Genomic DNA, 12,433 nt, shown 5'->3' with positions numbered 1-12,433 from the left:
GAGGATCAGACCTTTTCGACTTCAGGCCGGCCGAGGATGCCGGAGGGCAGGAAGATCAGCACGATCGCCAGGATCGAGAAAGCGGCGACGTCCTTGTAGTCGATCGAGAAATAGGCCGACCACATGCTCTCGATGAAGCCGATGAGCAATCCGCCGAGCACGGCGCCGGGCAGCGAGCCGATGCCGCCGAGCACGGCCGCCGTGAAGGCTTTCACGCCCGGYACGAAGCCGTCCGAGAACACCACGACGCCGTAATACATCAGGAACAGCGTGCCGGCGACGGCGRCAAGGGCCGCGCCCATGATGAAGGTGATGGAGATGGTGCGGTCGACGTCGATGCCGAGCAGCGCGGCCATCTTGCGGTCCTRCTCGCAGGCGCGCTGCGCCCGCCCGAGCGCCGTTCGGTTGACGAGGTACCAGAAGATCGCCAGCAGCGCGATGGTGACGATCACGATGATGATCTGTTTCAGCGAGATGCTGATGCCGTCGATCGTGTAGACCTGGCTGACCAGCGGCGGGATCGGCTTGTTGCGCGGACCTTGCGTGACCTGCACGAAGTTGGACAACGCGATCGACATGCCRATGGCGGTGATCAGCGGCGCCAGGCGGAACGAGCCGCGCAGCGGACGGTAGGCCACCTTCTCGATCGTCCAGTTGTAGAGGCTGGTGAGAAGCATAGCCACGATCATCATGATCAGAAGCGCCACCACGACCGGCACCGAGTAGAACAACGCGCCAAGGATCAGAAAGACGATGAGCGCGGTGAAGGCGCCGATCATGAAGATGTCGCCATGGGCGAAATTGATCATGCCGATGATGCCGTAGACCATCGTATAGCCGATCGCGATCAGCCCATAGATCGATCCCAGCGTCAGCCCGTTGATAAGCTGCTGGACGAAATATTGCATATTCATGCGGCTCCCCTGGAATGTCGCCTTTCAGGACGCATTCCTTTTCGTATTTCCCCTAGTCGTAAAGTTTCGAGCCCGGATTGCAACGTGATTTTTCAATCGCTCCGCGTGGTTTGGAAGCACGCCGTCCGATTGCCCGTTTTTTCGCACCCGACCCCTGGACTATCGCGGACCCTATCATTGGCACAACGCAATGTCTTTGACGATTCAACCTTATGATGATCCTCCTGTCGAAGGAATCAGCGTCAAAATAAGTTGATAAGAAGAATCCTTGCATGAACCGAAGCGCTCGGTTTTGCATCGCCGCATCTTCCGTAAGGTCAGGATTCCGCTCTGTGTGACGGCCACGTGACGGTGGGACGCCCTCGATGGAATGCGCCTCTCCAAATAGAAACGCCTTGAAGCAAAGTCTCGGCAAGCAGAGCCTGAGATCGGTTCTCAATCCCTTTGAGCGGCGGATGAAGGCGCCCACCAAGGCCGGAGCGCATGCCGGCTGATCCCGTCACGTCACGATGAACCCGTGCGCGAACGGATCGCGGTCGTCGATGAAGATGGTGTTCAACCCCGTCATCCGCGCCCAGCCGCCGATCGAGGGGATGATCGCCGGCTTGCCCGCCACGCTGACCTCCTTTTCGACCCTGCCCTTGAACAGCGAGCCGATGATCGATTCATGCACGAAACTGTCGCCTTCCTTGAGCTTGCCCTTGGCGTGGAGCTGCGCCATCCGCGCCGAGGTGCCGGTGCCGCAGGGCGAGCGGTCGATCGCCTTGTCGCCATAGAAGACGGCGTTGCGGGCGTCGGCCTCGGCCTTCTTCGGCTTGCCGGTCCACAGYATGTGCGACAGCCGGTTGATGCCGGGGTTCTCCGGATGCACGAAGGAGTATTTCTCGTTGAGGCGCTGCCRCACCACCGGGCTCCAGGCGATGAGGTCGCCGGCCGAGTAGTCGGCCATGTCGCGATAATTCTTCWGCGGCTCGACGATGGCGTAGAAATTGCCGCCATAGGCGACATCGACGCTGATCTCGCCGAGCACCGGGCATTCGACGGTCAGCCCTTCGGCATGGAGGAAGGACGGCACATTGGTGATGCGCACCTCCTCGACATATTCGCCGACCTGTTTGTATTCGGCGATGACCAGGCCGGCCGGCGTGTCGAGCCTCAAGACGCCGGGCGTCTTCGGCTTCACCAGCCCGTGCTCGATCGCCATCGTCACGGTGCCGATCGTGCCGTGGCCGCACATCGGCAGGCAGCCCGAGGTCTCGATGAACAGGATCGCGATGTCAMAGTCATCGCGCGTCGGCGGATAGAGGATCGAGCCCGACATGACGTCATGGCCGCGCGGCTCGAACATCAGCCCGGTGCGGATCCAGTCATATTCGGCGAGGAAATGAGCCCGCCGCTCCATCATCGTCGAACCCTCGAGCAATGGCCCGCCGCCGGCGACCAGGCGCACCGGGTTGCCGCAAGTGTGGCCGTCAATGCAGAAGAAGGATTTCTTGGCCATGGTTGCTCTCTTGCTGTCAGAACCGTTGCGGACGGAAGGGCGTGAGGTCGAGCGGCGGAGTCTGCCCGAGAACGAGATCGCGGATCAAGCGGCCGGTCGCCGCCGACTGGGTGAGGCCGAGATGGCCATGACCGAAGGCATAATAGATATTCGGCGCGCGCGCCGCGCCGATCACCGGCAGCGAATCCGGCAGCGACGGGCGATAGCCCATCCACTCGCGGCCGCCCGACGCGTCGAGCCCGGGCAGGAAACGCTTCGCCTTCTCCAGCATCGCCTTGGAGCGGGCGAAGTTGGGCGGCCGCTCGATGCCGCCAAGCTCGACGGCGCCGCCGACGCGTAAGCCGGTTTGCAGCGGCGTGATGACGAAGCCATGYCCAGAAAAGATCAGCTGCCGCTTCACGTCGAAGGCCGACACCGGTAGCGTCGTGTTGTAGCCGCGCTCGGTTTCGAGCGGGATGCGGTCGCCGAGATTTTTTGCCAGGAGATGCGACCAGGCTCCCGCGGCGACCAGGAGCTTGTTCGCCCTCCGCCTGGTGCCGTCGGCCAGAACGATCGTCGCGCCGTTTGCGCCTGCTTCGATGCGCTCCACCCGCGCATGCTCGAAACGGGCGCCGAGCTTCTCCGCATAGGCCCACACCGCCTTGCCGAGCAGCTTGGGATCGGCGACCGTCTTCCAGCCCGGCACGAAGGTGCCCTTGACGAAGCGCGGCGCCAGGCCCRGCTGGAGCGCGGCCATCTCTTCGCCCTCGACATGGCGGAAGCCGATGCCGAAACGCTGGCGCTCGGCCCAGCCCGGCAGCGAGGCGCGGAACTCCGCCTCGCTCTCGTAGAATTCCAGCGAGCCGTCCTCGCGCAGCATCGGCCGCGTGCCGGAGCGGTCGAGCAGGCCCATCCATTCGGCTTCGGCGAGCTTCATCATGCCGGCCTGCGTGGCGAGGCTCGTCTCATAGTGCTTCGCCGCGCCCGCGCGCCAGAAGCGGACCAGCCAGGGCAGGAGTTTCGGCAGATAGGCCGGCGGAATGGTCAAAGGCCCGAGCGGGTCGGCGAGCCATTTCGGCAATTGCCGGATCATCCCCTTATGCGCCAGCGGCAGCACGTCGGAGAAGGCGAAGGCGGCGGCATTGCCGGAGCTCGTCTCCTCGCAGATGCCGGTGCGGTCGAAGACGGTGACGCTGCGCCCCGCCTCCGAGAGCAAGGCCGCGGCGCAGATGYCGATGATGCCGCCGCCGACGATGGCGATGTCTTCCGCTTCTCCCCGCGAACGGGAGGAAGATGCCCGAAGGGCGGATGACGGGCCGCCCCCCTCCTCGGAATTTCCCTGCACGCGAATGCTACCTCTTATTCGGCCGCCACCAACTTGTCCGTCGATCGGGGAGACGTCTGCAGCGACGGCAGCTTCGGCCGCGCCGCCAGCGCATCCCGGACGATCTTTTCCACCGCCTTGCGGCGTTCGCCCGACAGCGGCTGGCGCGGCATGCGCACGCGGTCATTGGTACCGATCGCCAGCACTTCGGCAAGCTTGATGTTTTGGACCAGATAGGTCGACACATCGAGGTCGAGCAAGGGCCGGAACCAGCGGTAGATCGCCAGCGCCTCGTCTCGGCGGCCCTGCCGCATCAGCTGATAGATCGCGACCGTCTCGCGCGGGAAGGCGGTGACCAGGCCAGCGACCCAGCCGATGGCGCCGACCGACAGCGCCTCGAAGGCAAGGTTGTCGACGCCGGTGAAGAGATCGTAGCGGTCGCCGAACCTATTGATGATCTCGGTCGAGCGGCGGATGTCGTCGGAGGATTCCTTGATGGCGACGAAGCGCTTGTCCGACGCCAGCTCCTCCATCAGGTCGACGGTGACGTCGACGCGATAGGCGAGCCGATTGGAATAGATCATCACCGGCAGGTCGCCGGCCTCCGCCACGGCGCGAAGCGCCGCGACGGTTTCTTCCGGATTGGTGTGGTAGATCGAGCTCGGCACCACCATCAGCCCGTCGGCGCCTTCCTTGGCGGCGCGCCTCGCGATAGCAGCCGCCTCGCGGGTGCCGGGCTCGTTGACGGTCAAGAGCACCGGCTTCTTCCCGGCGACTTTCTGCGCCGTCTTCAGCACCTCGATCTTCTCGTCAGGCGACAGCATCGGCCCCTCGCCGAGCGAGYCGCAGACGATGATGCCGTCGCAGCCGGCCTCCATTTGCAGCGAATAACAACGCTCCATCTCGGCATGGTCGAGACGATCGTCGGCGGTGAATTTGGTCGTGACGGCGGGGAAAACTCCGGTCCACATGGCTGTCTCTCCGTTGATATATCAGTCGTATATCTATTAAGAGCTGGCTCGTCAATGCTGAATCCGTTATGATATATGAAAAATATATCAGGAGCCCGCCATTGATCTCCCCACTGATATCCGCTGACGCGAACACGAGTTTCGAGCCGGCGGCGACCAAGGCCTATCGCGCGCTGGAGCATATGATCGTCACGCTCGAGCTGGCGCCGTCGAGCTTCGTCACCGAAGGCGCGYTGATCGACCGGCTGGGTYTCGGACGCACGCCGGTGCGCGAGGYGATCCAGCGGCTGGCCTGGGAAGGGCTTCTCGACATCAGGCCGCGCGCCGGCATCGCGGTCGCGCCGCTTCACGCCGGCGACTGGCTGCGGGTGCTGGACGCGCGGCGCGGCATCGAGGTCGTGCTCGCCCGCTCGGCCGCCCGCTTCGTCACCCGAGAGGCCGCCGACCTGTTCCATGAGGCGGCGCTCGCGATGCAGAAGGCCGTGATCTCGGGCAACGTGCTTGCCTTCATCCAGGCCGACAAGGCGCTTGACGAGGCGCTGGCCATCGCCGCCGATAATCCCTTCGCGGCGCGTGTCGCCGCTCCCTTGCAGACCCACAGCCGCCGCTTCTGGTATCGCTACAAGGCCGACACCGGGCTGGCCGAATCGGCCGAGCACCACGTCGCGCTGATCCGCTCCATCCTCGACGGCGACGAGGAAGGCGCCGCCAAGGACGCCAAGAAATTGATGGCGCTGCTGCGCGGCCACGCCGAGGTCGCCGCGACCCGATAAGTCCACTCCAGGCGATGACTCTCAGCTCGCGCGCGGTCCGATATCTCCGGCTGGGTTAAGGCATGTCTCCCGAAGCGGGAACCGGTTTCGCGACGCGCTTTAGGCGCCTGGCATCGCCGCCCTGATCGTCGGGCTGTCCCAGCCCTCGCCGACCGACAGAACGCAACTTTGCCCCTTGGTATCGGAAGCGAGCACGGTCCAGCTGCCCTGGTCCGAGACAAAAATCTCGAGCACGACGTTCGGGTTGATCAGGCCGCGCCCGGCTTCGGTTTCGTGGAATTTGTCGCCAAGGGCCTTGATGATGTCGGCGCGCGCCGCGCATTGCGCCGCAGCACTCGCCGGCGCGGCTCCAACGGTCAGCGTCGCCGCCAATATCGTGGCCATAAGAAATCGTGTCATCCGACACCTCCTCGCGCCAGACGAGACCCCGGCTGAACCGGCGCTGTTTGATTGCCTGCACGCATGGCAGGAATACAGCCTAAGGCGAATGGTGGTCTGTTGGTTCCATCACGCGGCGATGGAATTATTAGAAGATGCGTATGCTCTCTCGACGTGCCGCGCTTCGAATCGAGCACCTGAAGCTGTGCCGCGACGACGACGCGCCGAAAAAGCGAGAGGTTGACGCGGCATAAAAAGAAAGCGCGGTTCGCACCGCGCTTTCTCAATGTCTGCTTGGAAACCGTCGGGCTAGTTCATCGTCGGAATGACGAACTCGGCGCCGTCCTTGATGCCTCGCCGCGCGCCCGCAGCCACGAAGTGGCGAGGACGCGCAAACGAGGAAACCGTCGGGCTAGTTCATCGTCGGGATGACGAATTCCGCGCCATCCTTGATGCCCGACGGCCAGCGCGAGGTGACCGTCTTGGTCTTGGTGTAGAAGCGGAACGCGTCCGGGCCGTGCTGATTGAGGTCGCCGAAGGACGACGCCTTCCAGCCGCCGAACGTGTAATAGGCGATCGGAACCGGGATCGGCACGTTGACGCCGACCATGCCGACCTGAACGCGGCTGGCGAAGTCGCGCGCGGCATCRCCGTCGCGGGTGAAGATGGCGACGCCGTTGCCCATCTCGTGGTCGTTGGCGAGCTTGATGGCGTCCTCATAGCGCGGCGCGCGCACCACCGAGAGCACCGGCCCGAAGATTTCTTCCTTGTAGATGCGCATGTCGGCGGTGACGTTGTCGAACAGGCAGCCGCCCATATAGTAGCCGTTCTCGTAGCCCTGCATCTTGAAGCCGCGGCCGTCGACGACGAGCTTGGCGCCTTCCTTGACCCCGATATCGACATAGCCCTTCACGCGCTCCAACGCCTGCGCCGTCACCAGCGGGCCGAAATCGGCGGAAGAATCCGTCGAGGGGCCGACCTTCAGGCTTTCGACGCGCGGCACCAGCTTTTCCATCAGCCGGTTGGCGGTATCGTTGCCGACCGGGACCGCCACCGAGATCGCCATGCAGCGTTCGCCGGCCGAGCCGTAGCCGGCGCCGATGAGCGCATCGACCGTCTGGTCCATGTCGGCGTCGGGCATGATGATCATGTGGTTCTTGGCGCCGCCGAAGCACTGCACGCGCTTGCCCGATGCCGTGCCGCGCGAATAGATGTAGTGCGCGATCGGCGTCGAGCCAACGAAGCCGATCGCCTTGATGTCCGGATCGTCGAGGATGGCGTCGACCACTTCCTTGTCGCCGTTGACGACGTTGAGGATGCCGGCGGGAAGACCGGCCTCGATGAAGAGCTCGGCGATGCGGATCGGCACGCCCGGATCGCGCTCGGACGGCTTCAGGATGAAGGCGTTGCCGCAGGCGATGGCCGGCGCGATCTTCCACAGCGGAATCATCGCCGGAAAGTTGAACGGGGTGATGCCGGCGACGACGCCGAGCGGCTGGCGCATCGAATAGACGTCGATGCCGGGGCCGGCGCCGTCGGTGAACTCGCCCTTCATCATATGCGGCGCGCCKATGCAGACCTCGACGACTTCGAGGCCGCGCTGGATGTCGCCGCGCGCATCGGCGATGGTCTTGCCGTGCTCGCGCGCCAGGATGTCGGCCAGCTCGTCATAGTCGCGCTGGACCAGCTCGAGGAACTTCATCAGCACGCGCACGCGGCGCTGCGGGTTGGTGGCGGCCCATTTCGGCTGCGCCGCCTTSGCGTTCTCGACCGCGGCGCGCAGCTCCGCCTGCGAGGCAAGCGCCACCGTGCCGCGCACGGAACCGTCCATCGGCTGCATCACATCCTGCTTGCGCCCGCTGGTGCCGGCGACACGCTTGCYGCCGATGAAATGACCGTATTCGATCATGGTTTCTCTCCCTGGATTTGGTGATGGCGCATTGTCCGCCTTTGCGACGGCGATGGCAACGCGAGGAAGATCGCAACCGTTGTGCGGAAAATGGACAGCGGTGATGGAGTGTGCATTAATTGTCGCAAATGACAGCGTCGCTAAGATATCCCAAAGGGACAACAGATTGAGTTCCTTCGCGCCCCCCTCTGTCCTGCCGGACATCTCCCCCACTTGGGGGGAGATCAGCAGCTTTACCGCCGGCACCATCTCCTGCAACGCTGGTGATTGGCGAAAGCCGGCGAGGCATCCAATCTCCCCACTTGTGGGGGAGATGTCCGGCAGGACAGAGGGGGGCGCCACAGAACGCTCCGTTGATGATTGTCATCCAGGTCATCCCCATGAACTGGGATGACGTCCGCATCTTCCTCGCCGTGGCACGCGCCGGCCAGATCCTCGGCGCGGCCAAGCGCCTGGAGCTCAACCACGCCACCGTCTCGCGCCGCATCGCCGCGCTCGAGGAGGCGCTGCGCACAAAACTCTTCCGGCGGCTCACCACCGGCAGCGAACTGACGCCGGCCGGCGAGCGCTTCCTCGAGATCGCCGAGCGCATGGAAGGCGACATGATCGCCGCGCGCTCGACCATTGCCGGCGAGGGCGACGACGTTTCGGGCACGGTGCGCATCGGCGCGCCAGACGGCTTCGGCGTCGCCTTCCTGGCGAAACGGCTGGGCGAACTGACCGCCTTGCACCGCGAGCTCACCATCCAGCTGGTGCCGGTGCCGCGCTCCTTCTCCCTGTCGCGCCGCGAGGCCGATATCGCCATCACCGTCGAGCGRCCGACCGAAGGCCGGCTGGTGGCGGGCAAGCTGGTCGACTACACGCTCGGCCTCTTCGCCTCCCGAGGCTATGCCGAGGCCAATGGCCTGCCCAAGACGCCGGCCGAGCTCGGTCGGCACACGCTGATCGGCTATGTGCCGGACCTCATCGTCAGCCCCTCGCTCGACTACGCCGCCGAGTTCAGCCCCGAATGGCGCACCAGCTTCGCCATCTCCTCGGCGCTGGGCCAGGCCGAGGCGGTTCGCTCCGGCGCTGGCATCGGCATCCTGCACACCTTCGTCGCCCGCTCGATGCCGGAGCTGGTGCCGGTCGACATCGTCGCGCCCATCCGCCGCGCCTACTGGCTGGTCTATCATGAATCGGTCAGGCCGCTGCGCCGCGTCCAGCTGGTCGCCAACTTCATCACCAAGGCGGTGGAACGCGAGCGGGGCCTTTTTGTCTAATCCGCGTCGAGCACGAACGAGCTCACGATCTTCTCGGCCTCATCCGCAAGCGGCGCCCATTTGCGCTCTACCTCTTCGGAGTTGTCGCCCGCGACCCCGCAATCGACGAAACCGTAATGCGATCGGCGCAGTGTCAGCGCAATGCGGGAATGGCCGTAGAAGCTGACATTTTCGTCGGCATAGTGGAAATCCATGTCGGCCATGCGCACCGGATAGCCGTCCGGRAAATGCGCCAACCTGTCCTTGCGGAAGGCGGCCGACTGATAGGCTACGCCAACCATGGTCTGCCAGTTGCTCACCTGYCAATCTTCCTCCATGAACGCCCTGACGTCGGGTGGATTGTCGGGAGCGGTCGGATCGTAGGCATTTTCCGACACGCGGCAGGTGAGTCCTCGTTCGCCGGATTTGATCTTGAGCCGAATGGTGTTGTCAAAGGCGGTTTCGCTCGCCCATTCCTCGGGATAGGTCAGCGAAAAGCCGTGCTCCCTATCGTGAACGGTCTTGTCGTGAACGGTCTTGTCCGCGGCAAACGCCGCCGCGGCGCAGCTCAGACATGCGGCCACCGCCGCGAAAAGAAAAAGACGCATGCCAAAGTCCCCTCGCTGCGGCCGATCCTATCACAGGCAGTTGGTGGTTGCCGCCTTGCCTCCGCCACAAATTCAGCCACTGTGGCACCGGCGCGCTTCGTCATGCTGTGGCTGGGCGCGAGGGGACAATTTTCACAACGCGGGCGGAGAAATGCGAGCCGTTCTTGCCATTCTGCCGCTGCTTTTCCTGTCGGGCTGCGCCAATCCCTGGGCGAAGGTTCCGGAAGCGGAGCTGCCGAAGCCGATCCGCTATGCCATGTCGCGCCCCTCGCCTTTCGTCATCGGCAACTATTGCGGCCCGGGCACCCGCACCGGCGATCTGTCGGCCAAACCGGTCGACCGCCTCGACGCCGCCTGCCGGGTCCATGACGCCTGCTATATCGCAAGGCACGATCATTGCGACTGCGACGGCGCGCTCGTCGCCTCCGCCAGGAAGATCCGCGACGACAGGACGGCGCCGCGCAAGATGCGCCGCGAAGCCGAACTGCTGATCGCCACTTTCGCGTTTCCCGTCTGCAGGATCTTTCMGCAGGGCTTCCTGCCGCCGCGCGATCCTGCCCAGCTCAAGACCCTGAATGGGGCGGCTGGATGAGCTTCAGGCCGGCTCTCGCCAAGGCATTGCTTGGACTGGCGCTGGCGGTATTTGCCGGTTGCGCCGGCATGCCCGGGCATTCGGCCTGCGCCTTCTTCCCCGGCGACGACGCCTGCGGCCGCCTGCCCGTCTCGGCGGACARCAGCGGCGAGGAGATAGCCGGAGCCCACTACTTCGCAGGCGGCAACGGCGCCTACGAGAAACAGTTCCAGGCGCTGCTCGCCCAAAGCCGCCTCGACGCGCTCGACCGCGCCAACGGCACCGGCCGCTTCGGCCGCGACTGGCGCGATGTCCAGAACAGCGGCTTCCACGCGATCTATCCGGCGCTGCAGCGGTTGGCCCGACCGCTCGACGACGCTGAGATTGCGCCGACACAAGGCAGGCCGGGCGAAGGCCGGTTCGCCGGCCGCTGGCGCATGTCGCGGCAGACGCTCTATCTCGATGCCGCCGCGCGGCCCTTGGCGCCCAAAACCTTCAGCTTCTCCGGCCTGCAGGCGCGTTCGGTCGAGATCGTGCTGCGCCAGGCGGGCCAACAGCCCGTCCACATCAGCGGCACCTGCGACGGCCCGCTCGCGATCCGCGCCTCGGGCCGATCCACCACCGTCGGCAGGGCCTCGCCATTCCATCTCAGCTTGCCAGCCGCGGAAACCTCCGTCAGCCTGTTCCCCGACGAGACGCTCAGCCAGTGCGATCTTCGCGTGACCTCGGCGCTGGCGCCGGCCGGCGCGCCGCTGACCCTGCTGCGGGAGGAGAGCGCGAATCCCTGGATCGCGAGGCTCGACAGCCGCTACGACCGCTGCCCGGTGCCCGATCCGGCGGGTATGGAGGAGCTCGACCGCGCCTTCTATGCCGGCCGCTGGTTGTCGCAGACCTGCGCGCTGCCTCTCGGGTCGCCGGCCCTGCTGCGCAAGTCGCRCGACGGTTTCAACGCCAAGGTCGAGGCCTTGCTCGGCAAGACGCTGCCGGACAGCGCCTTCGACAAGGCCGACCCCGAGCTGCCGCTCGATTTCGCAGACGCGCCGAAGCTCAGGCTGATCTATCTGTCGTCGCTGGAGTTCAAGGCGGATTTCTCCGGCCGCATCATGGAGCGGCTGATCCGCCATCACGCGGCACTTGGCACCAAGGTGCGCATCCTGGTGACCGACGTGCTGGAGCGGGAGAAGGACGACGCCATGCTGCACCGGCTGGCGGCGGAATTCCCCAATGTCGAGCTGCAGGAATATCGCTGGCAGGCCGACCACGGCGCGCCGTTCGACGAGCAGATCTCGCAGCTGCACAAGGTTCACCACATCAAGATGCTGGCGACGCTGGCCGAAGAGCCTGGACGCTCGCGCGTCATCATCGGCGGCCGCAACGTCCATGACGGTTTTCTGTTCCACAAGCCGGTCGACCTGACGCGCTATCCGGACCTGGAGCAATACGGCAAGACCGACGGCTTCTCGCTGAACTACTACTCCAACTGGAGCGATTTCGACATCGAGATCGCCGACCCGGCGACCGTCGAGACGCTGGCCGCGCATCTGTCGACCGTATGGCTGCGCGACGCCGACACCAATCTGTCGCGGCCGTTCTCCATTCCGGTCCGCTCCAGCGCGGCCCCGCGCGGCGTGGCGCGGCATTTCATTTCCGTGCCCTATGAGGACGGGCACGCGCTGGAGGCCTATTTCGTCGAGCTGATCGACACCGCCGAGCACCGCATCCAGATCGTCAATCCCTATCTCAACCTGACGCCCGATATTGCCCGGGCCTTCGACCGGGCGCTGGCCAGAGGCGTGAAGATCGATGTCGTCGGCCGCATCGACCTCAAGGGCGATATCGGCGGCCGGTTCCTCACCGCGCTCAACAAGCTGTTCGTCGAGAGATATGGCGACCGCATCGACATCCGCGAGTTCAAGGCGCCGGATGTCGTGCTGCACTCCAAGATCATGATGATCGACGAGAGGCTGGTCGCCATCTCCTCGGTCAACCTCAACAACCGCAGCTTCTTCCATGACTCGGAGAACGGCATGGTCGTGCTCGATCCGGCCTTCTATCGCCGCATGAAGCCGGTCTATGACGATTACCTCGCCCATTCGCGCCCGGTCGCCACCAACGTCACGATCGGCTGGGCCTACCGGCTGCTGTTCAGTGACACCTGGGTCAGGGAGGCGTTTTGAGGCCGCCCGACACCAACTAAGGTGTGCTGAGATTCAGGTCAGGCCGAGTCGAGAATGGCGGATTCCGAGAACCGGAGCGGAGCGTAC

11 protein-coding genes are annotated in these 12,433 nt (G+C 64.8%); 4 read left to right on the top strand and 7 right to left on the bottom strand.

The window, feature by feature from the left end:
- Nucleotides 1-5: 5 nt before the first annotated feature.
- The 4 genes from LCM4576_RS07310 to LCM4576_RS07295 form a co-directional block, all read right to left on the bottom strand.
- Nucleotides 6-908, bottom strand: a complete 903-nt coding sequence (locus LCM4576_RS07310) for a branched-chain amino acid ABC transporter permease (protein ID WP_071031487.1) — start codon at nucleotides 906-908, stop codon at nucleotides 6-8.
- 505 nt (nucleotides 909-1,413) lie between these two features.
- Entirely contained in the window at nucleotides 1,414-2,415 is a 1,002-nt protein-coding gene (locus LCM4576_RS07305; protein WP_071031360.1) for a 4-hydroxyproline epimerase, read from the bottom strand.
- Between the two features lie 16 nt (nucleotides 2,416-2,431).
- Nucleotides 2,432-3,739 (bottom strand): FAD-binding oxidoreductase, encoded by a 1,308-nt coding sequence (locus tag LCM4576_RS07300; RefSeq protein WP_244510706.1) that lies wholly within the window; start codon nucleotides 3,737-3,739, stop codon nucleotides 2,432-2,434.
- Nucleotides 3,740-3,753: 14 nt separating this feature from the next.
- Nucleotides 3,754-4,689 carry a dihydrodipicolinate synthase family protein gene (locus LCM4576_RS07295; protein ID WP_071031357.1) on the bottom strand — a complete coding sequence of 312 codons (936 nt, stop codon included), beginning with the start codon at nucleotides 4,687-4,689 and terminating at the stop codon, nucleotides 3,754-3,756.
- Nucleotides 4,690-4,757: 68 nt separating this feature from the next.
- Between LCM4576_RS07295 and LCM4576_RS07290 the strand changes: the two genes are divergently transcribed.
- Nucleotides 4,758-5,462 carry a GntR family transcriptional regulator gene (locus LCM4576_RS07290; protein WP_244510704.1) on the top strand — a complete coding sequence of 235 codons (705 nt, stop codon included), beginning with the start codon at nucleotides 4,758-4,760 and terminating at the stop codon, nucleotides 5,460-5,462.
- A gap of 99 nt (nucleotides 5,463-5,561) precedes the next feature.
- Here the strand turns inward: LCM4576_RS07290 and LCM4576_RS07285 are convergent, their stop codons facing one another.
- Nucleotides 5,562-5,861: a hypothetical protein gene (locus LCM4576_RS07285; protein ID WP_041011127.1), complete on the bottom strand. Its 300-nt coding sequence runs from the start codon at nucleotides 5,859-5,861 to the stop codon at nucleotides 5,562-5,564.
- A gap of 391 nt (nucleotides 5,862-6,252) precedes the next feature.
- Nucleotides 6,253-7,749 carry a CoA-acylating methylmalonate-semialdehyde dehydrogenase gene (locus LCM4576_RS07280; RefSeq protein WP_071031355.1) on the bottom strand — a complete coding sequence of 499 codons (1,497 nt, stop codon included), beginning with the start codon at nucleotides 7,747-7,749 and terminating at the stop codon, nucleotides 6,253-6,255.
- 380 nt (nucleotides 7,750-8,129) lie between these two features.
- Here LCM4576_RS07280 and LCM4576_RS07275 point away from each other — a divergent pair, with 380 nt between their 5' ends.
- Nucleotides 8,130-9,011 carry a LysR family transcriptional regulator gene (locus LCM4576_RS07275; RefSeq protein WP_071031483.1) on the top strand — a complete coding sequence of 294 codons (882 nt, stop codon included), beginning with the start codon at nucleotides 8,130-8,132 and terminating at the stop codon, nucleotides 9,009-9,011.
- On the opposite strand, the gene LCM4576_RS07270 is transcribed toward LCM4576_RS07275, so the two are convergent.
- Nucleotides 9,008-9,598, bottom strand: coding sequence for a hypothetical protein (locus LCM4576_RS07270; RefSeq protein WP_071031353.1), 591 nt, complete (start codon nucleotides 9,596-9,598; stop codon nucleotides 9,008-9,010). The genes LCM4576_RS07275 and LCM4576_RS07270 overlap by 4 nt on opposite strands.
- A gap of 151 nt (nucleotides 9,599-9,749) precedes the next feature.
- Here LCM4576_RS07270 and LCM4576_RS07265 point away from each other — a divergent pair, with 151 nt between their 5' ends.
- Both LCM4576_RS07265 and LCM4576_RS07260 read left to right on the top strand, forming a co-directional pair.
- Nucleotides 9,750-10,190, top strand: a complete 441-nt coding sequence (locus tag LCM4576_RS07265) for a hypothetical protein (RefSeq protein ID WP_071031351.1) — start codon at nucleotides 9,750-9,752, stop codon at nucleotides 10,188-10,190.
- On the top strand, nucleotides 10,187-12,346 hold the full coding sequence (locus LCM4576_RS07260; protein WP_071031349.1) for a phosphatidylserine/phosphatidylglycerophosphate/cardiolipin synthase family protein: 2,160 nt from the start codon (nucleotides 10,187-10,189) through the stop codon (nucleotides 12,344-12,346). The genes LCM4576_RS07265 and LCM4576_RS07260 overlap by 4 nt, the downstream gene beginning before the upstream one ends.
- Nucleotides 12,347-12,433 lie beyond the last annotated feature (87 nt).

This window comes from Mesorhizobium sp. LCM 4576 (assembly GCF_001854815.1).
Lineage (GTDB): Bacteria > Pseudomonadota > Alphaproteobacteria > Rhizobiales > Rhizobiaceae > Mesorhizobium > Mesorhizobium plurifarium.
The sequence above is the reverse complement of the archived record's forward strand: the minus strand, read 5'-3'. Positions and strand labels throughout refer to the sequence as shown.

Bases quoted from the DNA above. Each gene is read 5' to 3' on its own strand.
- LCM4576_RS07285 (WP_041011127.1), bottom strand. From the start codon at position 5,861: ATGACACGATTTCTTATGGCCACGATATTGGCGGCGACGCTGACCGTT.